The 25,537-nt window shown below is 41.7% G+C and carries 19 protein-coding genes; 13 read left to right on the forward strand and 6 right to left on the reverse strand.

From position 1 onward, the window contains the following. Positions 1 to 20: 20 nt before the first annotated feature. Positions 21 to 1,412 carry an amino acid permease gene (locus MHH65_RS03535; protein WP_024426650.1) on the reverse strand — a complete coding sequence of 464 codons (1,392 nt, stop codon included), beginning with the start codon at positions 1,410 to 1,412 and terminating at the stop codon, positions 21 to 23. A gap of 180 nt (positions 1,413 to 1,592) precedes the next feature. Continuing rightward, positions 1,593 to 2,666, reverse strand: coding sequence for a glycosyltransferase family 2 protein (locus MHH65_RS03540; protein WP_254001606.1), 1,074 nt, complete (start codon positions 2,664 to 2,666; stop codon positions 1,593 to 1,595). A gap of 132 nt (positions 2,667 to 2,798) precedes the next feature. Here MHH65_RS03540 and MHH65_RS03545 point away from each other — a divergent pair, with 132 nt between their 5' ends. Next, positions 2,799 to 4,682, forward strand: coding sequence for an ABC-F family ATP-binding cassette domain-containing protein (locus tag MHH65_RS03545; RefSeq protein ID WP_268413567.1), 1,884 nt, complete (start codon positions 2,799 to 2,801; stop codon positions 4,680 to 4,682). Positions 4,683 to 4,714: 32 nt separating this feature from the next. Here MHH65_RS03545 and folE2 read toward each other — a convergent pair whose 3' ends face one another. Further along, complete coding sequence (folE2, locus tag MHH65_RS03550) at positions 4,715 to 5,611, reverse strand: GTP cyclohydrolase FolE2 (protein ID WP_081124078.1); 897 nt, start codon at positions 5,609 to 5,611, stop codon at positions 4,715 to 4,717. A gap of 143 nt (positions 5,612 to 5,754) precedes the next feature. Between folE2 and MHH65_RS03555 the strand changes: the two genes are divergently transcribed. Both MHH65_RS03555 and MHH65_RS03560 read left to right on the forward strand, forming a co-directional pair. Next, complete coding sequence (locus MHH65_RS03555; RefSeq protein ID WP_342497894.1) at positions 5,755 to 6,180, forward strand: MerR family transcriptional regulator; 426 nt, start codon at positions 5,755 to 5,757, stop codon at positions 6,178 to 6,180. A 56-nt stretch (positions 6,181 to 6,236) separates the two neighbouring features. Beyond that, positions 6,237 to 7,427 carry an MFS transporter gene (locus tag MHH65_RS03560; RefSeq protein ID WP_144496707.1) on the forward strand — a complete coding sequence of 397 codons (1,191 nt, stop codon included), beginning with the start codon at positions 6,237 to 6,239 and terminating at the stop codon, positions 7,425 to 7,427. Between the two features lie 47 nt (positions 7,428 to 7,474). On the opposite strand, the gene MHH65_RS03565 is transcribed toward MHH65_RS03560, so the two are convergent. Continuing rightward, the gene (locus MHH65_RS03565; RefSeq protein ID WP_024426645.1) at positions 7,475 to 9,028 is read right to left on the reverse strand and encodes an ABC-F family ATP-binding cassette domain-containing protein; all 1,554 of its coding nucleotides are present in this window, start codon (positions 9,026 to 9,028) and stop codon (positions 7,475 to 7,477) included. A gap of 152 nt (positions 9,029 to 9,180) precedes the next feature. Here MHH65_RS03565 and MHH65_RS03570 point away from each other — a divergent pair, with 152 nt between their 5' ends. The 3 genes from MHH65_RS03570 (at position 9,181) to MHH65_RS03580 (ending at position 13,596) form a co-directional block, all read left to right on the forward strand. Further along, complete coding sequence (locus MHH65_RS03570) at positions 9,181 to 10,311, forward strand: DEAD/DEAH box helicase (RefSeq protein WP_044335035.1); 1,131 nt, start codon at positions 9,181 to 9,183, stop codon at positions 10,309 to 10,311. Positions 10,312 to 10,463: 152 nt separating this feature from the next. Then, the gene (locus MHH65_RS03575) at positions 10,464 to 10,901 is read left to right on the forward strand and encodes a hypothetical protein (RefSeq protein ID WP_039177079.1); all 438 of its coding nucleotides are present in this window, start codon (positions 10,464 to 10,466) and stop codon (positions 10,899 to 10,901) included. 274 nt (positions 10,902 to 11,175) lie between these two features. Next, positions 11,176 to 13,596: an ABC transporter permease gene (locus MHH65_RS03580; protein WP_098676668.1), complete on the forward strand. Its 2,421-nt coding sequence runs from the start codon at positions 11,176 to 11,178 to the stop codon at positions 13,594 to 13,596. 52 nt (positions 13,597 to 13,648) lie between these two features. Here MHH65_RS03580 and MHH65_RS03585 read toward each other — a convergent pair whose 3' ends face one another. Continuing rightward, complete coding sequence (locus MHH65_RS03585; protein WP_098676667.1) at positions 13,649 to 14,653, reverse strand: NADP-dependent oxidoreductase; 1,005 nt, start codon at positions 14,651 to 14,653, stop codon at positions 13,649 to 13,651. Between the two features lie 121 nt (positions 14,654 to 14,774). Next, positions 14,775 to 15,152 (reverse strand): YfmB family protein, encoded by a 378-nt coding sequence (locus tag MHH65_RS03590; RefSeq protein ID WP_041108602.1) that lies wholly within the window; start codon positions 15,150 to 15,152, stop codon positions 14,775 to 14,777. A gap of 221 nt (positions 15,153 to 15,373) precedes the next feature. Between MHH65_RS03590 and MHH65_RS03595 the strand changes: the two genes are divergently transcribed. The 7 genes from MHH65_RS03595 to MHH65_RS03625 all read left to right on the forward strand — a co-directional run bounded on the left by MHH65_RS03595 (position 15,374) and on the right by MHH65_RS03625 (position 25,465). Next, a complete protein-coding gene (locus tag MHH65_RS03595) occupies positions 15,374 to 15,721 on the forward strand; it encodes a general stress protein (RefSeq protein ID WP_034282732.1) in 348 nt (115 codons plus the stop codon). Between the two features lie 953 nt (positions 15,722 to 16,674). Then, positions 16,675 to 17,331 carry a methyltransferase domain-containing protein gene (locus tag MHH65_RS03600; RefSeq protein ID WP_070326789.1) on the forward strand — a complete coding sequence of 219 codons (657 nt, stop codon included), beginning with the start codon at positions 16,675 to 16,677 and terminating at the stop codon, positions 17,329 to 17,331. Between the two features lie 281 nt (positions 17,332 to 17,612). After that, positions 17,613 to 18,338 (forward strand): GTP cyclohydrolase II, encoded by a 726-nt coding sequence (locus MHH65_RS03605; protein WP_098676666.1) that lies wholly within the window; start codon positions 17,613 to 17,615, stop codon positions 18,336 to 18,338. 32 nt (positions 18,339 to 18,370) lie between these two features. Beyond that, positions 18,371 to 19,174 carry an SUMF1/EgtB/PvdO family nonheme iron enzyme gene (locus tag MHH65_RS03610; RefSeq protein ID WP_024424597.1) on the forward strand — a complete coding sequence of 268 codons (804 nt, stop codon included), beginning with the start codon at positions 18,371 to 18,373 and terminating at the stop codon, positions 19,172 to 19,174. Positions 19,175 to 19,178: 4 nt separating this feature from the next. Beyond that, a complete protein-coding gene (locus MHH65_RS03615; protein ID WP_024426638.1) occupies positions 19,179 to 20,936 on the forward strand; it encodes a WD40 repeat domain-containing protein in 1,758 nt (585 codons plus the stop codon). A gap of 283 nt (positions 20,937 to 21,219) precedes the next feature. Next, positions 21,220 to 22,302 (forward strand): bifunctional diaminohydroxyphosphoribosylaminopyrimidine deaminase/5-amino-6-(5-phosphoribosylamino)uracil reductase RibD, encoded by a 1,083-nt coding sequence (ribD, locus tag MHH65_RS03620; RefSeq protein WP_098676665.1) that lies wholly within the window; start codon positions 21,220 to 21,222, stop codon positions 22,300 to 22,302. Positions 22,303 to 22,414: 112 nt separating this feature from the next. After that, complete coding sequence (locus MHH65_RS03625) at positions 22,415 to 25,465, forward strand: exosporium glycoprotein BclB-related protein (protein WP_268442341.1); 3,051 nt, start codon at positions 22,415 to 22,417, stop codon at positions 25,463 to 25,465. Positions 25,466 to 25,537 lie beyond the last annotated feature (72 nt).

Raw genomic sequence — 25,537 nt, forward strand, 5'->3', positions numbered from 1 at the left:
GGAATCCCCGTGTCTCTTTTCTAATGTGTTTCATTGAGATGGCTTTTTCGTCTTGCATAGGTGAAATAGACAACAACACCGATGGCGATCCAGATGAGGAAGGCTCTCCATGTGACCCAAGAAAGTGTTGTCGCAAGTGTGATACAAATGATCGCGCTGATAATTGGAAGCACAGGCACGAATGGCACTTTAAACGCAGCTTTAACATTCGGGTGTTTTTTTCGCAATATGATGACCGCAATGGAAATCACCGTAAAGGCTGCAAGTGTTCCGATACTGACTAAATTCGCAAGCGTCGATAAATTCACAAAACCTACGATACATGCTGCGACTGCCCCTGTTAGCCAAGTGTTGGCAACAGGTGTTTGTGATTTTGGATGAACCTTTGAGAAAACCTTTGGCATAAGTCCATCGCGGCTCATCGCAAAGGTTAAGCGAACCTGTGCATAGACCAAGGCAATGAGTACCGTTGTAATCCCAATAATGGCACCGGCTGATATGATACCCGCCACACTATTCAGACCGACCACTTGAAGAGCAAATGCGACAGGATCACTGACATTCAGTTTCGTATAGTGAACCATTCCTGTTAAGACAAAGGAAACCCCGATGTATAAAATGGTACATACACCGAGCGCTCCCATAATCCCAATCGGCATTGCCTTTTGCGGATTTTTGACCTCTTCCGATGCATTGGCGATTGCATCAAATCCGAGGTAAGCAAAAAAGACTGTTGCTGCGCCTGCGATCACGCCCTCAAATCCCATTGGCATAAACGGTGTCCAGTTTTCAGGTTTGACGTAAGCAAAGCCTGAAATGATAAAGAGAAGGACGATGGCAATTTTGATCAGCACAATAATGTTATTCAGCTTTGTGCTTTCTTTGACGCCTCTTGAGACGATAAAGGTGATGAGCAAAATAATGAGTGCGCCTGGAAGGTTAAAGACGGCCCCGTCAGCGGCTCCAGGTGCAGCTGATAAAGCCTTCGGTATGTGCAGGCCAAATCCGCTGAGCAGTGATTGAAAATAGGACGACCATCCACTTGCTACAGCAGAGAGCGCAATGACATATTCAAGCATGAGATCCCAGCCCATTAAAAAGGCGAGAAATTCTCCAAGTGTTGCGTAGGAATACGTATAAACGCTTCCTGACACAGGAATGGAAGAGGAGAATTCAGCGTAGCAAAAAGCAGCAAGGGCGCATGCAATCGCAGCCAAAATAAAAGATATAATAATCGCAGGTCCCGCATCATTTGCCGCAGCAACCCCCGTAATGACAAAGATTCCAGTCCCGACCACACAGCCAATGCCAAGCAAGATTAAATCAAACGTATTCAACGAACGGCTGAGCCGCTTTGTTTGACTTTCAAGCATGAGCTGGTCGAGAGATTTTTTTCTAAATAAAGAACTCATGGTGACCTCCTAATGGATAAATCTTTTCGTAAGACGAATGTTAGTATATGCGCAAATGACAATTTAGTCAATTGGTTGAAAAACGCTTTAAATCACTAAAGTGTTAAACGTCACAACCGAATAAGTGTATAAAAAGAGACATCCGCCGGGAGATGGAAGGCGGATGTGGTAACAGACGACCTATGTCTGTTCAGCAAATATTTTTTCATTGTACAGGACACTTGGATGAGTTGGATGATGGGAGGAGGAGGCATGGTGATGTATTTTGGCTTGCTCCAGGTCGCCGAGCTGATAATAACAGTAGCAAAGCTGAAGGTGAGGATACCATGTTTTATATTGTGTAAGTGTGAAGGCTGTTTCGTTTTCAGGAGCCTTCAGCGCCTGCTCATACCAAAAGATGGCTGCCTGATGTTTATTTTGTATTTTTAGATGATCCCCGATCCGGCAGCAAAATTCTGGCCGGGGCTGATCATATAAGAAGGATCGTAATAAGGAGGATAAGGCCGCTTCCTCAAAGCCTGCCGCATAATAGCAGTCCGCTAAATATTGGCATGTGCGAATTTCATCCTCAATCCAGCACTGTTTTGTGTTTAAAAATTCATGATAAAAACGAATCGCTCTGACATGCTGTCCATTGTCTCTTAATTCATTGGCAAAATAAAAGAGATCACGGGGCGTCATGTCCTCTCCTTTTGCCAGCATGTCTTCATAAATTCGCAAGTTGCGCCCAGGCTCACCAGCAGTTGTTTTCTTTCGTTTTTGATGTGTGACGGCGATATCTGCTGGAAAGATGTTTCCATACACTTGAAGAAACTCATGAACGGCCCCGTACCACTGAAAGTTTAAGGAACGCTTCACAAGGCGATTTCTTCTATATTTGAAATTGACTTGACCGCTTTCATCGAAGCCCACATGATAAAACATCGAAACGGCATCCACTGAGGGATCAAGTGTCTGCTTGAGTTGAAGCAGTTTTTGGCGGTCTTCTTCAAGCAGAACATCGTCAGCATCGAGCCATAAAATATACTCTTTCGCTGCATGTGAGAAAGCAAAGTTACGTGCTTTTGCAAAATGCTGCACCCATTCAAAATCCAGCACCTTTGCTGAAAAGGAATGAGCGATCTCTTTTGTTTGATCTGTTGATCCCGTATCAACGATGATTATCTCATCGACAATGTCTTGAACAGAAGAAAGGCATTCCGCCAGCACTTCCTCTTCATTTTTCACAATCATACATAAGCTAATGGTTATCATCTTTAGATCACCTCTTCATAGTGTATCGAGCATCAAAAGGAAACATTCTTTTCATCAGCTGGTTTTTTAAAACTAGTTTTCTGCTACTGGCTGATTTAAAATAAAGGAAGAATCTATGTAAGGGTTGATAAAATGAGTTTATTGAATGTTGAAGGACTATATAAAACCTATGGCGAGAAAACGCTGTTTGATCATATTTCGTTTCATATAGAACCGAAGGAACGCATCGGATTGATTGGACCAAATGGTACAGGGAAGTCAACACTTCTAAAGGTCATCGCGGGACTTGAATCGTTTGAGGAAGGTGACATCACGAAAGCAGGGACACTTGATATCGAATTTCTTGAGCAAGATCCTGAAATGACCGGAAATGAAACGATTCTTGACTACATTTTTTCTGGAACGGCACCAATGATTCAAACGATGAAGGCGTATGAACAGGCACTCGCCGATTTAGAGCATGACCCGCAAAATGAGGCAAAACAAGAGGCGCTGATGCGCATGCAGAATCGAATGGATCAGGAAGATGCTTGGGATGCGAACCTTTCAGCTAAAACGATTTTGACAAAGCTTGGCGTGAAAGATGTGAGCCGCTCTGTACATGCATTATCTGGCGGACAGAAAAAACGTGTCGCCATTGCTAAAAATTTAATTCAGCCTGCAGGTTTGCTGATTTTAGATGAGCCAACCAACCACCTTGATAATGCCACTATTGAATGGCTTGAAGGATATTTGAGTCAATACAGCGGTGCTGTCATCCTCGTGACGCACGATCGTTATTTCTTAAACCGGGTGGCCAATCGGATTTATGAGTTAAATCAAGGGCAGCTTTATACGTATAAAGGAAATTATGAAGTCTTTTTAGAAAAAAGAGCGGAGCGGGAAGCAGAGGCTCAGGTGAAAGAAACGAGGCGTCAAAACTTGCTTAGACGAGAGCTTGCATGGCTGAGACGAGGAGCAAAAGCAAGAACGACAAAGCAGAAAGCACGTATCGGCAGAGTCGAAGAGCTGAAAGATCAAAAAGGACCTGATGCGAAGGGAGAGCTTGATTTTGCCATCGGCTCGCACCGCTTGGGGAAACAAGTGATAGAGGCAGAAGACTTATCAATTTCATTTGCTGGCCAGACCCTTGTGGAGCGGTTTACAGATTTAGTCGTGCCGGGTGATCGTATCGGATTCATCGGACCGAATGGAGTCGGCAAAACCACTCTGCTGAACTGTCTAGCGGGTAAGATTGAACCGACCTCAGGACAATTGACCATTGGACAAACCGTTCGTATTGGCTATTACACGCAGGATCACAAGGAAATGAATGATGAGCTGACCATCATTGAGTATATCAAGGAAACAGCTGAGATCGTCAAGACGTCTGATGGCGTTATTGTCACAGCAGAGCAGATGCTAGAGAGGTTCCTTTTTCCAAGATCGATGCAGCGGACGTATATTCGTAAGCTGTCAGGGGGAGAACGCCGCAGATTGTATTTATTGAAGGTCTTAATGGAAGAGCCGAATGTTCTCTTTTTAGATGAGCCGACGAACGACCTTGATACAGAGACCCTCAGTATTTTAGAAGATTATTTAGAGCAGTTCCCTGGAGTCGTCATCACCGTGTCCCATGATCGTTATTTCTTAGACCGAGTGGTTCACCGTCTGCTTGTCTTTGAAGGAAATGGGCGCATTTCACACTTCCAAGGTGCTTACAGCGATTATATGGAACAGGAAAAAGAGCAGAAGCGGACAGAGACAAAGCCTGCTGAGAAACAAGTAGAAGCCGCACCTAAAAAGAGAAAAAAACTTTCTTATAAAGATCAGCTTGAATGGGACGGGATTGAAGACCGGATACAGGCATTAGAGGAAAAACATCAGCAGCTCGAAACCAGCATTGTAGAAGCAGGAAGTGATTTTGGAAAAATTCAAGAGCTGATGGACGAACAAAAAGCCGTTGCGGAAGAACTAGAACAAGCAATGGACCGCTGGACAGAATTATCGCTTATGATTGAGGAATTGAATGAATAAAGATGTGGAAATAAAAAACCTGTAGAATCGCTCTACAGGTTTTTTTGATAGGAGCATTTGGCATACGCATCATGCTGGTGGATGGATTCCTCATTACGGCACTCGATTTGAAAGCTTTTAATCCATGGCTGCTCATATAATTCGATGGCAATTAATCTTGTGATATCTTCTACAAAGCGCGGATTTTCATAAGCCTCTTCCGTCACTTTCTTTTCATCAGGTCTTTTGAGCACGGGATAAAGCGGTGCGCTCGCATTGGACTCGATGATATGTAAAAGAGCGGCCTTGATGTCGTCAGGATGCGATGCTTGTTCAAATAACCCTACTTGAATGGAAACAGATCCGCGCTGATTATGTGCACCATATTCACTGATTTCTTTGGAACAAGGACATAATGTCGTGACCTGTGCATCGCAGCCAACGTGACAGGTCCATCCGTCCTTTTCATGAAAATGGACGTCATATTGGACGGTCGCATGCATCAAGCCTGACTGACCGGTGACTGGGCTCTGTTTTTCCATGTACCATGGAAAGGCAACTTGAATGGAAGCAGAGGGCTGATCCATTTTCCGGGCGAGCGCTGCCGTCCATTCTTTTAGGGCATTCACATTAAGCGGCTTGCTGCTCTCATAAAACGAGTGCAGCTGTTCAGTGAGCCGGCTCATATGAATGCCTTTTTGATGAGCTGGCAGGGAAGTACTCAGTGTAAATTCAGCTGTAGTTGTCTGGCGATGTGGTGCTGTTTTAGATACGATATGCACCGGATAGGACATGCGGCAGATCCCGACTTGTTCAAGATGAAAATAAAAGTTTTGCTCTGTTTTTTGAATGTCCGTCATGTCCTCTTTTTGCCAAGGCTTTGTGCCAAGACTTGGCGGTACAGATCCGAATAGCTGATGCCGTTCTTCTTTAGATGGAAATGAGCGCATATAGTACCTCCTTTAAATCGTAATTATTCCTATTTATTTTGCGATAAAACACGAAGGAAATCAAGGGTTAAAACTTTGACGTTTACGTTAAGGTTATAAAGGTGTATAATAAAACATGAATTGATGAGCAGGAGGCACTGGTGATGGAATGGATGAAAATTGATCAAGTGGCGAAAAGAAGCGGACTGACAAAACGGACGATTCGTTTCTATGAAGAGATTGGTTTATTATCAGCACCAAAGCGGACAGAGGGCGGAGTCAGACTTTACTCAGAGGACGACATGGAAGAGCTAGAGAAAGTGATGCAGGCAAAAGAGGTACTCGGCTTTTCTTTACAGGAGCTTCAATCGTTTATGGAAATCGGAAAGCAGCTAGAGCTGAATAAAGAAGACTACTTGCTGTCGCTTGATCCGAAGGAACGATTAGAGAAGCTGTTAGATATTGAGGCGCAGCTGACTGTGCAGCATCAATTGATTTCAAAAAAGCTTGAAACCATTCAATCCTTTAAAAAGGATCTTGAAGCGATGAAAGAAAGAGCGGCTCATGCAATTGAGCAATTACAAAAATAAACACCTCTGCGTGTTTATTTTATTTTGTCAACATTTGAAGGAAAGGTTCTGATGGAATGAAGGAAGAAGAAGTGTTGAAACAGCGTACAAGTCTGCTTAGGCAGCCAAAAGCCGTTTGGGCTGTTGCCTTTGCATGTGTGATTTCGTTTATGGGAATAGGACTCGTTGACCCGATCCTGCCAGCCATTGCATCGCAATTACACGCATCTCCAAGCCAGGTGTCTCTTTTATTTACAAGCTACTTACTTGTGACCGGCTTTGTGATGTTTTTTACCGGTTTTATTTCTAGCCGGATTGGTGCGAAATGGACGTTATTAGTAGGACTCATTTTTATTATTGTTTTTTCTGCTTTAGGAGGTACTTCTTCAACGATTAATGAATTAATTGGCTTTAGAGGCGGATGGGGCATCGGGAATGCTTTATTTATTTCAACTGCACTCTCTGTCATTGTCGGTGTGTCTGTTGGAGGAAGTGCGAAGGCCATTATTTTATACGAGGCAGCACTAGGTCTTGGGATATCGGTTGGACCGCTGCTTGGCGGTGAGCTTGGAACAATTTCTTGGCGCGGGCCTTTCTTTGGCGTTGCCGTGTTAATGCTTATCGCTCTTTTAGCGATTACCTTTATGCTTCCACCTATGCAAAAGCCGCAAAAAAAAGTGAAATTATTTGAGGCTGTCGGGGCGTTAAAATATAAAGGGCTTTTAACGATGGCATCTGCCGCTTTCTTATATAATTTTGGTTTCTTTGTGCTTTTAGCGTATTCACCATTTGTGCTCCATCTTGATGAGCATGGACTTGGTTATGTCTTTTTTGGTTGGGGGCTATTTTTGGCTGTGACCTCCGTCTTCTCCGCGCCGGTCATTCATCGTAAACTTGGGACATTGACCTCGCTGGTGGTTTTGTTTGCTTCGTTTGCTGTGATTTTATTCGGCATTGGGGTTTGGACGTCTCATGTTGTGGTCGTGATCTGCGGAATTGTCATTGCTGGGGGAATTCTCGGTATGATCAATACGGTTCTCACGACAGCTGTGATGGGATCAGCACCGGTTGAACGTTCAATTGCTTCATCCTCTTACAGTGCTGTACGGTTTATTGGGGGCGCGATTGCTCCTTGGATTGCCGGAGTTCTCGCTGAATCCTATACAGCAAGTACACCTTACTATGTCGGGGCTGGTGTTGTTCTTCTAGGCATGATTATTCTGCTCCTTGGACGTAAGCATTTGGTGAATATCCAAGCAGGTCATTAATTAGAAAAAAGCCTTATATCTGCAAAAGATATAAGGCTTTTTTGTCGTTATAATACTTTTGTCGTCCAAGATTCGCAATTCCAAGTTTCAGTTGCCACATCTTGATAAAATTCAGGCTCGTGAGAAATCAATAAGACGCTGCCTTTATATTCTTTTAAGGCGCGTTTTAGTTCTTCTTTTGCATCGACATCTAAATGGTTTGTCGGCTCATCGAGAACAAGTAAGTTGGTTTCTTCGTTGATCAGCTTGCAAAGACGGACCTTTGCTTTTTCTCCTCCGCTTAATACAGACACACGGCTTTCAATATGTTTTGTTGTTAATCCGCATTTTGCAAGAGCGGCTCTGACTTCATATTGCGTGTAAGAAGGGAAGGTGCTCCATACTTCTTCAATACAAGTATTGCTGTTTTGCTCTTTTACTTCTTGCTCAAAGTAGCCAATATGCAAGAATTCTCCACGTTCCACCTCACCAGAAATAGGTGTGATTTCCCCAAGAAGACTTCGGAGCAGCGTCGTTTTTCCGATACCGTTAGCGCCGTAGAGCGCAATTTTTTGCCCGCGTTCCATTTTCAAATTCAATGGGCGGGAGAGCGGTTCATCATAACCAATGACCAAATCTTTCGTTTCAAAAATCAGTTTCCCAGACGTACGTGCCGGTTTAAAGTGGAATTCTGGTTTTGGCTTTTCTGCTGCCAGTTCAATCATATCCATCTTATCCAATTTCTTTTGACGGGACATCGCCATATTTCTTGTGCTGACACGTGCTTTGTTTCTTGCGACAAAATCCTTTAGTTCAGCCACTTCCTGCTGCTGTCTTTTATAGGCTGCTTCAAGCTGCTGCTTTTTGACTTCGTACACTTGTTTAAATTGATCATAATCACCAACATAGCGCGTGAGCTCTTGATTTTCAACATGATAAATCAAGTTAATAACACTGTTTAAAAACGGAATATCATGTGAAATGAGGATAAACGCATTTTCATATTCCTGTAAATAACGCTTCAGCCACTCAATATGCTGCTCATCCAAATAGTTGGTCGGCTCATCGAGAAGGAGAATTTCTGGCTTCTCTAACAGCAATTTCGCTAGCAGGACCTTCGTACGCTGACCGCCGCTGAGCTCCGTCACATCACGGTCCAGTCCAAGATCCGTTAAGCCAAGACCTCTTGCAATCTCCTCGACCTTAGAATCAATGATATAGAAATCATTGTTTGTCAGTGCGTCCTGAATGACGCCAACTTCCTCTAACAGCTTTTCCAGCTCATCAGGATCGGCTTCACCCATTTTGCCATAAATGTCATTCATTGCGGCTTCCATGGAGAATAAATAATGGAATGCATCCTGAAGGACTTCACGGATCGTTCTTCCCTTTTCTAGCACGGTATGCTGATCAAGGTAGCCGACACGGACATTTTTCGCCCATTCGACTTTTCCTGCATCTGGCTCCAGCTTGCCAGTAATAATATTCATAAACGTTGACTTTCCTTCACCGTTGGCGCCGATTAAGCCGACATGCTCGCCTTTTAATAAACGGAAGGACACTTCGTGGAAAATGGCTCTGTCGCCAAAGCCATGACTTAAATCTTTAACAGATAATATCATTTTTTACACCTCAAATAGATTCAAAACGGCTAGTGCCTCTCATGATTATATCGAACTGTCCGGCTCGATAAAAGCATCAAAAGAAAAATTGCGTTTCAAAGCTGATTTTGAGATACTAAAGGATAGATTGAATGAGGATAAAGGAGATCGACATGACGGAAAATTGGGCATTTTTGAAAGAAGCAAAGCCATTTATTCAGGAAAACTTTCAAGCGGCTGGCTTCGAAAAACCAACAGCTATACAAGAAAAAACAGCAGAGTGGATTACGGAGAAGCGTGATGTGATCGCAGAATCGCCAACTGGAACGGGGAAGACACTTGCGTATGTACTGCCGCTTTTAAATAAAATTGATGTCAATATCAAGCATCCGCAAGTCTTAATCTTGGCACCTTCAAGAGAGCTTGTGATGCAAATCTTTGATGTCGTGCAAGAGTTCAAGCAAGGATCAGACATCAAAGCGGTTTCCTTGATTGGTGGAGCGAACATCAAGAAGCAGCAAGAAAAACTAAAGAAACATCCGAACATCGTTGTGGCGACACCGGGCCGAGTACAAGAATTAATCAAAATCAAGAAACTGAAAATGCATGAAGTCAAAACGATTGTATTAGACGAAGCAGATCAGCTTCTTGTGCCAGAGCATATGAAAACGATCCAAGGGATCATTAAGTCCACATTAAAAGAAAGACAAATCCTTTGTTTTTCTGCAACATTGAAAGAAGAAACCGTTCAGTTGATCAAAGAAATGACATCTGAACCAGAAGTATTGAAAATTGCTAGAAGCGAGGAAGAAGCGCAGAAAGTGGGTCACTATTATCTGTTATGTGATCAGCGTGACAAAGTGAAACTGCTGCAAAAGCTATCACGGCTTGAGGACATGCAGGCGCTCGTTTTTGTGCGTGACATTACGAACTTAAGCATTTATGCAGAGAAATTAGCGTACCATCATGTCGACCTTGGTGTCCTTCATAGTGAAGCAAAAAAAGCTGAACGTGCTGTGATCTTGAAATCATTTGAACAGCGTGAATTCCCGCTCCTCCTTGCAACAGATATTGCAGCAAGAGGAATCGATATTGATGATCTGCCATATGTGATTCATGCAGATATGCCAAATGAAGAGGGCTACATCCACCGTTCAGGCAGAACCGGACGAGCAGGCAAAGAAGGCGCAGTCATCAGTCTTGTCACACCTCAAGAGCAATCAATGCTGAAAAAAATGGCGAAAAAGCTGAATCTTTCGCTTGAAGAAATTGTGTATAAGCAAGGTAGAATTTTTTCTATATAAAAAAATACAGGAAAAAACGATTACTTAAGATCCAATGATCTCGGGATCGTTTTTTTTTTTTTTGGTTAAAAATAATTTTTTTGGAATATATATTGATATGTAGAAAAAAATGTATTAATCTATAAATGTATAAAATATAGGAGGTAGGAAAATTGAAAAAACATTTTAAAAAAATAACTGCACTTGTGGTAATTGGATTTGTTACTATTTTTAGTTTTGCTCATCTAGGAGAAGCAAGTAGCCAAAGGTTTGTTATAGGAGGAAAAAACGATATAGTAAGAGCAGAAGTAAAAGGACCAGTAAAATATAAGCTTAAAAATAAAGCTACAAAGATTTATTCAAATGCTAGAATATATAATAAAATCACAGGGAATTACAGTAATAGCGTACACCGTTATAGTGTGGCTGTTCAGAAAAAGAATTTTATTGGTTTCGGTAAGAAATACATTGCTGAAAACTTTAAAACCCCTAATAAAAGTACAAAATCAATTGGCAAGGTTCAAGAAGGAAATTATAGAGTTATTGTAACGAAACATACTCAAACAAAAGATGGAGTTGGCCTAAATGGGTCTGGAGAAATTAGACAGTAATTTCTAAAGAAGTGAGTATATTAGGCATAACAATAGAAGCATGGGTTCGCCTCAATTTATTGATTGAGGAGATCTCTCGCTTCTTTTCATTTGTATGTATAATTTATTAGCTTAATAACAAGAAGCTCAATTTATAAACTAGTTATATATTCATACTTTAAATGTAAGAGATTACATTTAAAGTATGAATGTGATAAGGTATGAATGATTGTTTTTATACTATAACTAATATAGTATTTCATTGACATGATGTTATTTATTCGAGGTGCATAGAATGATATTCAAGCTAGCTTTTAAAGCAATTTTATCGAGAAAATGGTTTTCAGCGTCGGTAATCATTTTAATGACATTATCTATGTTTATAATAACCTTCGGTGAGGCAGAAGCAAATAAATTAATTGAAAAGTTGGAAAGGAATACAACTAATAAGTATGGAGCCTTTCATGCAGTGGTCAATGGTATTAATCAAAATGAAGAAGATTATATAAAATCTCAAAAGAGTATTAAGCATTACGGTATTATAAAAAACATGGGCTATACAAATTCTTTTAACAATACTAAATTGCCTGCAACTTTCGGTACCATGGATTTTCAGGCTAAAGAAATGGGCCATATAATAATTGAAAAGGGAAGATATCCAGAAAGGAATAACGAAGTAACTATTGAATCATATCTACAAGAGGCGTTTAATGGAAATGCAATTGGAGAAAAAGTTAAAATAAAAATAAACAACTCAGAAAAATACTATAAAATAGTAGGCGTTATAAAAAATTACTCCTCAAATTGGACAACTCCAAATAACTATAAAATAGGAAAAACAAGCTATCCTAATGTTATATTTAACAATAATTTAATGAATAAAACGCAGCTTAACACTAGTGCACTGATAGAGCTAAATGAATATCATGACTTTGATGAAGCAGTTAAGGTTATAAATGATCTTTTTGATAAGTCAGAAAATGTGTATCTGAATACTAAATTTTTTGAGGAAGAATTTATTTTTAAACAATCCATCCCTACTTTGCGACTTTCCTTTATTATAATTTCATTATTTATAATTTTAATTAGTTTAATTTATACGAAGAGTGTTCATTTTAGGAAGCAAGAGAATGAAATTGAAGAAATATTTAAATCATATGGCTTTAACAAAAAAAAGATTATATTTTATTTATTAAGCCAAGCTATTTTATTAACAGGTTTTGGTGCTATTATATTCTTTTTGACAAATATTTTTATTAATGGTTTTTTTCAAGTCGATTTTTTAGGTATCTTATCTTGGTTAATAATATTATTCTGTGTTGATATTATTTATATTATGAAACAATCTACTTCTTTCTTCAATAGGATATATGGTGGTAAAGAAAGTGTCAATATTCCAAAGAAGTTTGTAGAAAATAATACATTTTCCTGGAAAGGAAATTTAATAATTATTGTTATTGTGTCGATTTTTATACCGGTATATTATATTTCGAACCTAATAGTAGAAGAAAACACTCCTAAAAAACTTAAAAATGAGCCGGACTTTAGTCTTTTTGCAAAACAAACAGTAGCATATGATTTAGTTAACAATTACGTTATTGAAGATCAAAAAGCAAACACGTTTAAATTTAGAGATGTTGAAAAGTTAGAGAAGGAGGATACCATAAATTATATAGAAAAGGTTCCTTATACAATTGGAACTTCTCTATCTGTAAATGAGAGAAATCTATCTCGATATTTAAAAAGTTGGGTTAGTAATATGAGTGAAAAAGATGATACATATCAAACACCTATTGACCTCGAAAATAAAATAAAAAAATTACCGATAAAAAAGAAGCTGACGCAAATACCTAATGTGAACTACTATGTTTTAAATAAAAAAGAGTGGACTAGTTTAACAAGTAAATATAAGTTGAAAAATAAGTATCAAAGTGACTCCATTCTTATGTTCTTCCCTTCAATTAATGGAATGAAAGAGGACAAAATTAAATATGGAGATAGTATAAAGTTAGAGAGAATAGATTTAGATGAAAAAAACGAAATTAAATATAAAGATTGGGATTTGAAAGTTGGAAAAGTTATTAATAAAAGTTATACTTTAAACTTTAATGGTATACATATAGAGAACAGTGGTTTGTCTATTGCTATACCGGAAAGGCTAGTGAAAAAGGAAAAGATATTCGAAGGTTATTTAGAATTATACATTTATCTAAAAGAAAAAGTAAGTGCCAAAGCATATGAAAAGACACAATTATCTATTAAGAAAATGTATGATAATAATCAGGAGAGTAACCACGAAAATAAACATGAACAAATTGAAAAACAACTTTCACTACTAAGTTTTATTAATAAACTGAGTAACATTCTAATTTTCAGTATTATTATTAATCTAGTTATCGTGTTAATGACTAAATTGAATTTCAAATTAAGAGAAAAACAACAATTCAATTCTGTGAATAAACCATCATCGTTGAAACCACCTAATTGGACATTATGGGGTGTATTTAAAGAATTATTTATATGTTTCATGTATTCTTTTTTTATAGGTTTGCTCTTTATATATCTGATTGAAGTGAATTATAGTTCAGATTTGCTGCTTTCTACAAAAATATCCTTTTTGTTGAAAAGTTATGCCATTGTCAGCGCAATTCTAGTTGGTTTAGCTTTTCTTTTATTTATTCAAGATAAGAAATCCAAAAAAAATACCGGTTGTTAATAAATGTATATGGAATAAAAAAAGACCCCGCCAAATGGCAGGGTCCTTTTTGTTATGAAATTTTGACAAGCTGTTTTCCGACATTTTCTCCTTTGAATAGTCCAAGGAATGCGTCAGGAATGTTGTCAAAGCCTTCTATGATTGTTTCTTTATATGTGAGTTTGTCTTCTTTTACCCATTGTGCGAGATCCTTCGCTGCCTCTTCAAAACGGTCTGAATAGTTGGCAACGATGAAGCCTTGCATCAATGCGCTTGTTTTGATGAGTTTTGTTTGCACACGCGGTCCGATGTCCTCGCTTGCGCTAATATTATAAGAAGAAATGGCGCCGCACACTGGAATGCGTGCAAAACGGTTTAAATGATTCATCACCGCATCTGAAATCTCGCCGCCTACATTGTCAAAATACACATCAACGCCGTTAGGGCAGGCTTTTGCAATGGCATCATCTAAATCATTTGTTGTTTTATAATTAATCGTTTCATCAAAGCCCAATTCTTTTAAATAAGCGAGTTTATCGTCAGATCCGGCAATTCCCACGACGTGTGCGCCTTTGATCTTAGCGATTTGTCCCACAACAGAACCAACGGCACCTGCTGCTCCAGAAATGACAACCGTCTCGCCTTCTTTTGGCTGGCCAATCGCAAGCAGGCCGAAGTAAGCGGTTTGCCCTGGCATGCCCAAAATCCCTAAATAATAGGACAATGGCGCAATGGACGGATCAATTTTAGTCAGAGATTCAGCTTTGGCAGTGGAGTATTCTTGCCATCCAAGGAATCCAAGGACAAAATCACCTTTTTCAAATTGAGGCGATTTCGACTCAATGACTTCTCCGACAACACCGCCCTGAATCACTTCATTTAGCTTGAACGGAGGTGTATAGGATTTTGTATCCTGCATTCGCCCTCTCATATAAGGATCTACAGAAACATATTTCGTTTGAATCAAGACCTCCCCATCTTGCGGCACAGGTATATCGACTGTTTCAAAATGAAAAACATCTTTTGTAGGTAATCCTTTAGGACGTTTAGCTAATTGAATTTGCTTTTGTTGACTCATGTCAAATCCTCCCTTTCACTTACAGCCTAGATTTACATTAACATGATGCTTCTTTTCGTTCAAAACATACGGTCTTTTCAAAACACATACAAAAAAGCAGCCGCCATCTTGTCGAAGGGGACTACTTTTTCTGAAAAGATACAGAGAGGAGCGGCGGGAGACAGCCAAACAGCTGATACACATCCGCATCACGTTCTTTTAACAAATATTCGTTTGCATTTTGCATGGAGGCTTTCATCATATCGCGCGTCACAAAAGGAAAAAGGATATTCAAGTATGAGGACAACATGTCTTGTGGATCTTGTTCAATTGACTCAATATCTCCAATGTTAATAATGATGGAAAAGAGATAATCAATTGAGATGCGAAAGTGCTGTTCGGCAAACAATGTAAGCGGCTTTGTATTTGCTTCTTCAGGATTCCACTTTTGAAAAAGCTGTTTCACCAAATCACTGACAACCCAAGCATTAAACTGCTGCTCCGCTGAAAAGTAATACATCAGCTCTCCCTCATTTCTAGCCTCCAGTATAAGAATTGTACAACAAATCAACAGGATTGAACATAATAATTCAGAAAATTTAGTCATTTTTACAGGATTTTTGTCAAAAATAAGTCGATAGACATGGTACGTCTTTCAAGAAAATTGGATGTGCTCGTGGAAGGTTTAATGTCAAAAGTGACGGGTAAAAGATTCGTAAGACGTTAAAGGAGGAATATAAAATGAAACCTGTTGTAAGAGAGTATTCAAATGATGAAACACTTCAAAAAGATGTAGAGCAATTAAAGGCACTCGGTGTTGCAAGAGAGGACATTTATGTTCTGTCCCATGACGATGATCGAACAGAGCGTATTGCAAATAATGCAGATGCCAATACGATTGGCTCAAGAGAAGTTGGACTCAAACATGCGGTTGGGAACATCTTTAGTAAAAAGGGTGATGAGCTCCGCAATAAAATTCATGAAATTGGTTTCTCAAAAGAAGAAGCTGAGACATTTGAAGAACATTTAGACGAAGGGAAAGTCCTTCTCTTTGTCACAGATCATGAAAAAGTGAAAAACTGGGCGTAAACGCCAACCGAAAAAGCCTCTTACTTTTGTAAGGGGCTTTTTTTCATGCTTCCATGTCTGAAAGAGAGACATATATCTTTTTTACGATAATAAGTAAATACAGAAGTATGGAATAAATAGTAAACTCTCTAATTGAAAATGCCGTTATACCAATGAAAATCATGGAGAATCAAAAAAAATAGTCGAAATATCACAAAAAACCATTCGGGAAATAATCATTGTATCTTTCTATTTTGATTTAAAATTAAATAAAAACTTGTGTAATTTAGTAGATAAATTTCTTAGTTCTATTGGTTTAAGTTGTATTTTTGTGTAGAAATAAGTGTTTTAAGGTCAAAAAACCACGAAAAATACCTGTATTTTCAATTAGAAATTCATTTTAATGTTTAGGAAATAATTTGTTGACAAAATAAACTAAAAACAATATATTTGGCTTAATCCAGTAATTATGGAATTAGTTGTTAAATTTCTGGCGGGTTTATTCCAAGCATAATCTAGAAAGGAGGTGGCAAGAACAAAGGCGTAAGCGCCTCTTAGATACAAAAATGTCTACTAGAACAGAACAAATCGTCGTTTACTTGAAGAAAAAATGATCGCCATTCTAAACAGTAGATTCATCTTTCTACTAAAAGCATAGTGTAAGAGATTGAAAAAGACGTTAAGTCCTTATAAAAAAGAGAAAGCGGTTTCAATAAGAAATGTGAGTTGATCGAACGGTAAAGGAGGTGAACTCATATGAAAAAAAGAGAGAACAAGCTGAGGCGATGCGGCCCTCGAACGGCTGCATATGAGGATGAATGCTGAAAAAGAAGAGTGAACATGTGGGGTGCTTCTCTCCTTTTTCAGAAAAACAGATTTTCCTAAAAAATCCATCTTTCATTTTAACATAAGGTTTTTGGCTTGAAAACCACCTTTGCCCGAAAAGAAGATTGTGAATTGAAGGAGGTTTCATGATGAAAAAGGCTTTGTACCATGAAGACAGTGGATTGTATTTAGAAAAGATGCGCATGGCATTCCAAGAGCATTATGAGCAAAGAACAGATATGTGGTCTACTGATCCATCCTTAACAGACGCAGCAGTGATGTCATTAAAGGCATGGCGTTCAAGGGAAAAGAATGCACTTGCTTCTGTGCTGGATATCGGGTGCGGCAACGGCCGTGCACTAGAACATTTAAGCGGGCTTTCCGGATATGTCGGTATCGACCTGTATGAGCATGAGGAGTGGGAAGGGTTACAGAAAAGAGAAACAGTTCCTGTCCATTTTGTTCATCAAGATTTTATGTCATGGTCCATGGATCAGGGACGCGGGATGCAGTTTGATTTAATTTTAGATCATGGCTGCTTTCATCATCAACATCCTGATGATCATGAACGTTATTTAAAACAGGTCTCTTCTTTACTTCATGAAGGCGGTGTCTTTTCACTTGTTGTCTGGGGAGAACAGTGGAAAACAGGATTAATCGGAGAAGATGGCCGTTTCCATTTTTCATTTTCAGATTCTCAGCTTTGCGAAAAAATTTGTACATCAGGTCTTGAGCTTGTATCCATATCACCGTTACAAGCGAAGGCTGGAATCAGCCAGCATCATGTCATTGCCGTCAAAATCTAGTACAAAGGTGAGTGATTCAAAGCTAGCAGAGGTGTTCATGGGAAGAAAGAGCGTCTATCAATCAAGGGCGTTTGCTGCTCTGACAGAAAATAAAGCATATGAACCAAGATTTCTGCTCCTTTGTACTGGAAAAGGACAAGGTCTAAAGCGATGAGAGACACTGCACATCCATTTCTTTCTGCGGGAGCACACAAGCTGAGGGAGTGCTTACACATATTCATCACTCCATCACTGCGCTATGGGAGTCGATTTGGGTGCAGTGATGAATAGGGGGGAGACAAATGAACAAGTTTGTAGATGAATTACAATCAATGATTCATCATTTTACCTTTCAAGAAAAACACTATTTGCTCGTGGGGCCTGTGAATCTGCCAATTTCCATTCAACATGAAGAAGTGCCATTTAAGTGGTATGCCTTCGCGCCTGTTGAACGGGATACAAAACCAACGATCGAATCGATTGTCCAAATGAGTACCGCGCAGCAAACCTTTTCCTCTTGTCTCTTATTTGGCGACTTTGAAAATGAACGGCCGCCGCTTGTGCGAATCCATAGTGTCTGCCAAACAGGAGATGTGTTTGGGTCACTGAAATGTGATTGTGGTCCACAGCTTGCATTATCGCTGAAGAAAATCACCGATTACGGAAAAGGCATGCTTGTGTATATGGCCAATCAAGAAGGTCGGTCTATTGGGCTGATGGCAAAAGCGTTGACGTATAAATTACAGGAGATGCAGCTGGATACTTTTGAAGCCAACCGCCTGATCGGCTGCGGGGATGATGATCGGCATTACGAGGAAGCAGCAGCTGTTTTGCACTATTTAAACAAAGGAAAACCATTGCATTTACTAACGAACAATCCAGATAAAGTCGATTCTATTGCAGCTTTCGGTCTTCCTGTTTTGCGGTTTGATCATACGGTCGAAGCCTCTCTCTACAATGAAGCCTATTTAAAGGCAAAAGCAGCCTCAGGGCATATGGTCGATGAGAAGAAATTAATTAATCAATAGACGAGTTTATTGAAAGAAGGCGGGAGAAAAGCGTGAAACCTGATATCAATTGGATTCAAATCCCAAGCGGCTATGCAACGATTGGAAGTAATGAAGAAGATATGAAAAAGGCAGCAGAATTCTGGAAGGACAAGCTGCTCAATCCAACCTACGGCCGTGAGAAAAAATTTCAAAAATGGCTGTACAAAGAATTTCCGTCCTATCAGCCGTATATCAACGAATTTTTTATCTCAGATACGGTCGTCAGCAATGAACTGTATCAAAGCTATTGTGATGAAACAGGCCAGACATACCCGGAGAGTTTAACGAACGAAGAGCTTGGCGGGGGAAAAGATCATCCAGCTTGGGGCATGGACATTGAGGATGCCTTCTCGTTCTGTCAGTGGCTGAGCGGGAAACTTGGGATTGATGTTTCGATTCCTACTGAAGAAGAATGGGAGTATGCTGCCCGGGGAAACACGAGAAATCAATACCCGTGGGGAGATGAGTTTGATCCTTCTTACTGCAATACGCACGAATCAAATATTGAAAAAACGACGCCTGTCCGTCATTACGAAAAGGGCCGATCCTTATTTGGTCTTTATGATATGGGAGGAAACGTCGAGGAATGGGTCAACACCAAATATCACGTTTATGAAGGCGGCATCGAGGTCGTCGATGATTTAACGGAAACACTCGGAAGTGACTACTACATTTTAAAAGGCGGCTCTTTCGCAAGAGGCGGAGATTTATGCAGAGTCGCAAGAAGACACGGGAAGCACCCAGATCCTGTTTTTCGATTTACTGGTTTTCGTTTAGTGACTCGTCAAAAACAACATATAAAGGTGGGAGTGTAAAACTATGCATAGAGGACCAATTACATCTGTTTTATCAACTCAGCACGACCAAATTGTTTACACTGGCGGCTATGACCGCTGTATTTATCAGTGGAACCGGGCGACGGGAGAAGGAACGTTTATTGGCAGTCACGAGCATATCATTAACTCTTTATCTCTTTCTGAAAACGGAAAGTATTTAGCAAGTGCATCGTCAGACTATACCATTCAATTGTATGATACAGGCACACATACCCGAATCCGCACGTTGTTTGGTCATGCAGATGATGTAGAAGCCGTCGCTTTTGCGAAGCAGGATACTTTACTTGTATCCGTGTCCAGAGATAGAAGATGCTTAGTCTGGGATATCGAAACGGGCGCTATTTTAAGAGAATTCCATGGCCATAGCAAAGATGTATTAGCTGTATGGATACATGGTGATAAAGCTTATACAACAGGTGATGATGGATATGTCCTTGTATGGCTGTATGAAACCGGAGAAATTGTAGGGGAAATCGGCCCGTTTGATTATGAGCTCGATACAATCAGCGGCAGCAATCAAAAAGAAGTATTCGCACTTGGCAGAGATGATGGCACTGTTATTATTTACGATGCAGCTACTTTACAGGAGAAGAAAATCATCAAAGCCCATTTACAGGGCGTCAAGCGCGTGAATTTTTCTCCAAGCGGCAATTACTTGCTGACAGCAGGCTACGACCATTTAATTAAGCTGTGGAATTATGAAACAGGTGATTTAGTCGATACACTGCTGCCTCATAAATATCAGTGGGAGCGCTCACTTGTCTGGACAGAGGATGAGAAGTCAATACTAGGGGCCAGCTTTGGAAAAACATATTGTGAATGGTCGATCGAAAAGGGCAAAGTCATATCAGATGAGATCGAAATGGCGACACCATCTATCAATGATATTGCGCTGACTGATGCGGGTGATATTATTACCGCATCAGATGATGGGAAATTCAGAAAAAATGGGATTGAAATCGCCAAATCGACGGGCGTTTTAACAAATGGAGTAGCTGTTGCACGGGATGGAAGCTATTATGCGTGGGGAGATCATGCAAGTCAGGTGCATATTGTTCATGAGTCATTAAAGCAAATGGTTTCGTTTGATCTTAACACAGGTCCGGTCAACAGCGTGTATTTTCACGAGGAGGATCGTCAATTTTATATTGGAACTTATGGCGGTTATGTCCATGTCATTTCGACAGAACACTTAAAGGAAATCGGCCGTTCCAAAGCACACGATTGTGCAGTTAAAGCATTAAAGGTAGAAGGAGATCTTATCATCACAGCAGCAGTTGAAGGAACCATCTGTCTTTTAGATAAAAAGAGTTTGTCCTTAAAAGCGGAATACATTGGTGCGACAGAGCTGTTAAATGATGTCTTTATTGATAGTAAACGAGACCGTATCGCCATTGTCAGCCGCGACAAGAATGTGAGATTGTTTGATTTGCATACAGGAAGAATTTTAGACCAGCATAACGAACACCAGTATTCGATTAAATCGGTCACAGTCACAGACTCAGGCTATATTGTAAGCGGTGATTATTGGGGCTATATCGTTGTGTGGAATCCAGAGCTGGATGTCAACACCGGCCCAATTAGAATTGCCCAAAATGGGATTAGTGCCATCAGACAATTAGGCAATGATGTATACGCAAGCTCATATGACGGCGGGATTTATCACGTTCGAGAAGATGGGACGCATACCGAAGTACTACGCTTATTTGAACAATTTCCGAAAGAAGTAATCTCTCATTAAGAAAAAGAATGTAAGCGGGGGATTCTCATGATAAGTGTTTGCAAGGAACATATGAAAAAAGGTCTGTCTGTACTCAATTGTCCGCATGTGCTCCTCATTAATAAATATGAATGTCGCAAATGCTGTTTTTGTAAACAACGAGCATCTTATAAACTTTTTTATTCCTTGCCTTACTATGATCGATCTGAAAAGAAACGGATGGAAAAAATATAGCACATGAGAATAGAACTCCTTCATTCCCTGAAGGAGTTCTTTCCCTTGAAAGAGAGGAAAGGAGACTTACATGAAAGACGATGTTTTTTATATGAAGCTAGCGATTGCCAACGCAAAGGCCATGAAAGGACAAACCTCGCCAAATCCGCTTGTCGGGGCAGTGGTAGTCAAAAAAGGTGAGATCGTTGGAATTGGTGCTCACATGAAGGCGGGCGAGCCGCATGCTGAAATTCATGCGCTGCAAATGGCAGGAGAAAAGGCGAAGGGGGCTCATATGTATGTGACGCTCGAACCTTGTTCGCATCATGGAAAAACAGGCCCTTGCTCAGAAGCCATTATAAAGAGCGGGGTGAAACGTGTGGTCATTGCCACTGGGGACCCCAATCCACTTGTAGCAGGTAAAGGGGTCACGATGTTGAAACAAGCAGGGATAGAAGTAGAAGAAGGGATATGTAAGCGGGAAGCGGACAGCTTAAATCTTCCTTTTTTTCATTCGATACAATCAGACCTTCCTTATGTCATATTAAAAACAGCCATTTCGTTAGATGGGAAAATTGCAACAGCTCATCAAGAAAGCAAATGGATTACAGGGACAGAAGCGAGGAATGAAGTGCAGCAATTACGTCAAGAAGCAGATGCTGTGATAACAGGCGTTGAAACCATTATTCAAGATGATGCAGGTCTTATTGTAAAAGATTCATTCGTGACACAGCCCATTCGTGTCATTTTAGATTCCACCTTAAGGATTCCGCTTCATGCGAAATGTTTAAATGATCATATGGCAGAAACCATCATTTGTACCTCAAACAAGTATGATCAAAAAAAATACCATCAACTGGTGCAAAAAGGACATCAAGTATTTGTCACAAGCGGAGAAAATCGGACAGATCTTCATGCGGTGTTACGTATGCTGAAAAGGCGCTCTGTGATGTCGGTGCTTGTAGAGGCGGGAGGGAGTGTGAGCGCATCCTTTTTAGAAGCGTCACTTGTGAACGAAGTCATTATTTATATGGCACCATTATTAATTGGAGGGAAAGATGCACCTACTTTCTTTGAAGGAGAAGGTACGAAATCATTAAAAGAAGCCATCCGGCCGGTAGATATGGATTATAGTATGGTAGGAAAAGATTTAAAAATGACGATGAGACTTTAATGAAAGAAGGACCTTGTGCATAAAGTGCAAGGTCTTTTGATTATTTTAAAAAAATAAAAGTGTACATACACCTTTCCCAGTCATGATGAATACGATGGATGGGGGTGATTCCATGAAAAGATGTAGGCAATGTGGTAAGACATATCCAACTCATTCGACAGACCACTACCAAAAAGGAAGCTGGTATGATGCGTATAAGGATGATGGCTGGGAATGTGATAGTTGTAAAAAAGGGATATCAGAAAAGCCAAGGAAACCAGTGAAAAATCCTTGCTGCGGAAAAGATCCTTGTGTTTGTGTGATTCAAGGTCCGCCAGGCGGGAGAGGAAGAAGAGGCCCAGCAGGTCCAGCGGGTGCAGCGGGTCCGGCAGGCCCAGCAGGTCCAGCAGGTCCAATCGGTCCAACAGGCGTAGGTTTAACAGGCATCTTGGCATTTGATCCAGCAGTAGCACCAACCTACCCAGTAGGGCAAGTGGTGACATACGATGGCAGTACGTACGTCGTCAATTCAGTACCGCCATTAGGTACACCGGATACGTCGGCAGATTATACATTATTAGCTGCAGCGGGGGAAACAGGTACAGGGCCAACAGGTGTCACAGGAGATCCAGGTCCAACTGGAGCCACAGGAGCCACCGGCGTGGGTTTAACTGGGGTTGTACCGTATGATGCTGCAGCAGCACCAGAATATCCATTGGGGCAAGTGGTGACATATGAAGGTGGAACGTATCTTGTGAATACAGCATCACCAACAGGTACACCAGATACATCATCAGATTATACGCTATTAGCCGCTGTAGGCGCGACTGGCGTTACAGGCGCTACCGGTACGGGTGCAACAGGAGAAATTGGTCCAACCGGAGCAACCGGCGTCACGGGTGCAACAGGAGAAATTGGTCCAACCGGAGCAACCGGTGTCACAGGAGCAACTGGTGATACGGGAGCAACAGGAGCAACCGGAGCCACAGGGATTACAGGAGCGACGGGAGTAGGTCTAGCCGGCGTCACAGCGTTTGATCCAGCGGCAGCGCCGACATATCCAGTAGGTCAAGTGGTGACATATGAAGGAGGAACTTACCTCGTCAATACGGCGCCGCCAACAGGTACACCTGATACGTCACCAGATTATACGTTATTGGCCGCTGCAGGAGCGACTGGCGTTACGGGTGCAACCGGTACAGGAGTCACGGGTTCCACCGGCGCAACAGGAGTGACAGGACCAAGCGGGGAAGTTGGCCCAACCGGAGCTACCGGCGTCACTGGAGTTACGGGAGAAATTGGCCCAACCGGAGCCACTGGCACAGGAGCAACAGGAGCAACAGGGATCACAGGCGCGACAGGAGAAACTGGTGCAACGGGCGTCACAGGACCAACTGGTGCAACTGGGATAACTGGTGATACAGGGGCAACAGGAGTGACCGGAGCGACAGGTGTCGGTTTATCTGGAGTTGCAGCGTTTGATCCAGCAGTAGCGCCAACCTATCCAGTAGGTCAAGTAGTGACATATGAAGGAGGAACATATCTGGTCAATACAGCGCCGCCAACAGGCACACCGGATACTTCTCCAGACTATACGTTATTAGCAGCCGCAGGCGCGACAGGTGTCACGGGAGCGACAGGAGCAACTGGGGTAACCGGTGATACAGGAGCGACCGGAGCAACGGGCGTCACAGGAGCCACCGGGGTAACAGGAGATACGGGTGTAACCGGCGTCACAGGCCCAACTGGAGCAACTGGGATAACTGGTGATACAGGGGCAACAGGAGTAACCGGTGTAGGATTAACTGGTATTCTGACATTTGACCCAGCAACAGCGCCAACCTATCCAGTAGGTCAAGTGGTGACATATGAAGGTGGAACCTATGTTGTGAATACAGCGCCGCCAACAGGCACACCGGATACTTCTTCAGACTATACGTTATTAGCAGCCGCAGGCGCGACAGGTGTCACGGGAGCGACAGGAGCAACTGGGGTAACCGGTGATACAGGAGCGACCGGAGCAACGGGCGTCACAGGAGCCACCGGAGCAACTGGGGCAACGGGTGATACAGGAGCAACGGGCGTCACGGGTACAGGAGCAACGGGCGTCACAGGAGCCACCGGGGTAACAGGAGATACGGGTGCAACTGGAGTAACCGGAGCAACTGGGGTAACGGGTGATACAGGTGCGACTGGAGTCACAGGAGCTACAGGTCTCACCGGAGCTACAGGAGTGACCGGTGCAACTGGATTAACTGGAGTAACCGGAGCGACAGGAGTAACAGGAGCCACGGGAGTGACCGGCACAACTGGATTAACTGGAGTAACCGGAGCGACCGGTGTCACAGGAGCCACAGGCTTAACCGGAGCAACTGGAGTAACCGGAGCCACGGGAGCCACAGGTTTAACCGGAGCGACAGGAGTAACAGGAGCCACGGGAGCCACAGGTTTAACCGGAGCAACCGGAGCAACTGGATTAACAGGAGCCACAGGTTTAACCGGAGCAACTGGATTAACAGGAGCCACAGGTTTAACCGGAGCAACTGGATTAACTGGAGTCACCGGAGCTACAGGTCTCACCGGCGCCACCGGAGTAACCGGTGCAACAGGCGCCACGGGAGTCACAGGTACAGGTGCAACAGGAGCCACCGGTCCAACAGGAGTGACAGGATCGAGTGCGATCATTCCGTTTGCATCAGGTACACCTGCTGTCCTGACAACAATTGCAGGCGGTCTTGTTGGAACATCCAGCTTGATCGGATTTGGTAACTCAGCGACAGGTGTCAGTATTTTAGGCGGAGTAATTGATTTAACAGGCGCTGCAGGCACTTTACTCAACATGGCGTTCTCAGTTCCGAGAGCTGGGACGATCACGTCATTTGCAGGCTATTTCAGCACAACAGCAGCTCTTTCTTTAGTCGGCACGAGTATTACCGTAACGGCTAGTCTATTCGCTTCACCGACACCAAATAACAGTTTCACTCAAGTAGCGAGTGTCACATTAGCACCAGCTTTAACCGGTGTTTTAACGCTGGGTGCGATTGCAAACGGTATTGCGACTGGTCTAAATGTACCAGTCACACCGGAAACACGATTGCTTGTTGTATTCTCCGCATCAGCTACAGGTCTATCCTTAGTGAATACTGTAGCAGGCTATGCGAGTGCTGGTTTATCGATCACGTAATAGGCATACAGGGACGACTCGATTTTGAGTCGTCTTTTTTGTTTGAAAGAATTTTCTCTTAACTTAGTCAGA

The organism is Bacillus sp. FSL L8-0654 (assembly GCF_038629965.1).
GTDB classification, from domain to species: domain Bacteria; phylum Bacillota; class Bacilli; order Bacillales; family Bacillaceae; genus Bacillus; species Bacillus safensis.

What these genes read in the sequence shown, in the direction of transcription:
- MHH65_RS03570 (WP_044335035.1), top strand. Translation starts at nt 9,181, where the DNA reads ATGACGGAAAATTGGGCATTTTTGAAAGAAGCAAAGCCATTTATTCAG.
- MHH65_RS03555 (WP_342497894.1), top strand. Translation starts at nt 5,755, where the DNA reads ATGGAATGGATGAAAATTGATCAAGTGGCGAAAAGAAGCGGACTGACA.
- MHH65_RS03600 (WP_070326789.1), top strand. Translation starts at nt 16,675, where the DNA reads ATGAAAAAGGCTTTGTACCATGAAGACAGTGGATTGTATTTAGAAAAG.
- MHH65_RS03605 (WP_098676666.1), top strand. Translation starts at nt 17,613, where the DNA reads ATGAACAAGTTTGTAGATGAATTACAATCAATGATTCATCATTTTACC.
- folE2 (WP_081124078.1), bottom strand. Translation starts at nt 5,611, where the DNA reads ATGCGCTCATTTCCATCTAAAGAAGAACGGCATCAGCTATTCGGATCT.
- MHH65_RS03565 (WP_024426645.1), bottom strand. Translation starts at nt 9,028, where the DNA reads ATGATATTATCTGTTAAAGATTTAAGTCATGGCTTTGGCGACAGAGCC.
- MHH65_RS03545 (WP_268413567.1), top strand. Translation starts at nt 2,799, where the DNA reads ATGAGTTTATTGAATGTTGAAGGACTATATAAAACCTATGGCGAGAAA.
- MHH65_RS03590 (WP_041108602.1), bottom strand. Translation starts at nt 15,152, where the DNA reads ATGTATTACTTTTCAGCGGAGCAGCAGTTTAATGCTTGGGTTGTCAGT.
- MHH65_RS03580 (WP_098676668.1), top strand. Translation starts at nt 11,176, where the DNA reads ATGATATTCAAGCTAGCTTTTAAAGCAATTTTATCGAGAAAATGGTTT.
- MHH65_RS03585 (WP_098676667.1), bottom strand. Translation starts at nt 14,653, where the DNA reads ATGAGTCAACAAAAGCAAATTCAATTAGCTAAACGTCCTAAAGGATTA.
- MHH65_RS03625 (WP_268442341.1), top strand. Translation starts at nt 22,415, where the DNA reads ATGAAAAGATGTAGGCAATGTGGTAAGACATATCCAACTCATTCGACA.
- MHH65_RS03595 (WP_034282732.1), top strand. Translation starts at nt 15,374, where the DNA reads ATGAAACCTGTTGTAAGAGAGTATTCAAATGATGAAACACTTCAAAAA.
- MHH65_RS03540 (WP_254001606.1), bottom strand. Translation starts at nt 2,666, where the DNA reads ATGATAACCATTAGCTTATGTATGATTGTGAAAAATGAAGAGGAAGTG.
- MHH65_RS03535 (WP_024426650.1), bottom strand. Translation starts at nt 1,412, where the DNA reads ATGAGTTCTTTATTTAGAAAAAAATCTCTCGACCAGCTCATGCTTGAA.
- ribD (WP_098676665.1), top strand. Translation starts at nt 21,220, where the DNA reads ATGAAAGACGATGTTTTTTATATGAAGCTAGCGATTGCCAACGCAAAG.
- MHH65_RS03615 (WP_024426638.1), top strand. Translation starts at nt 19,179, where the DNA reads ATGCATAGAGGACCAATTACATCTGTTTTATCAACTCAGCACGACCAA.
- MHH65_RS03560 (WP_144496707.1), top strand. Translation starts at nt 6,237, where the DNA reads ATGAAGGAAGAAGAAGTGTTGAAACAGCGTACAAGTCTGCTTAGGCAG.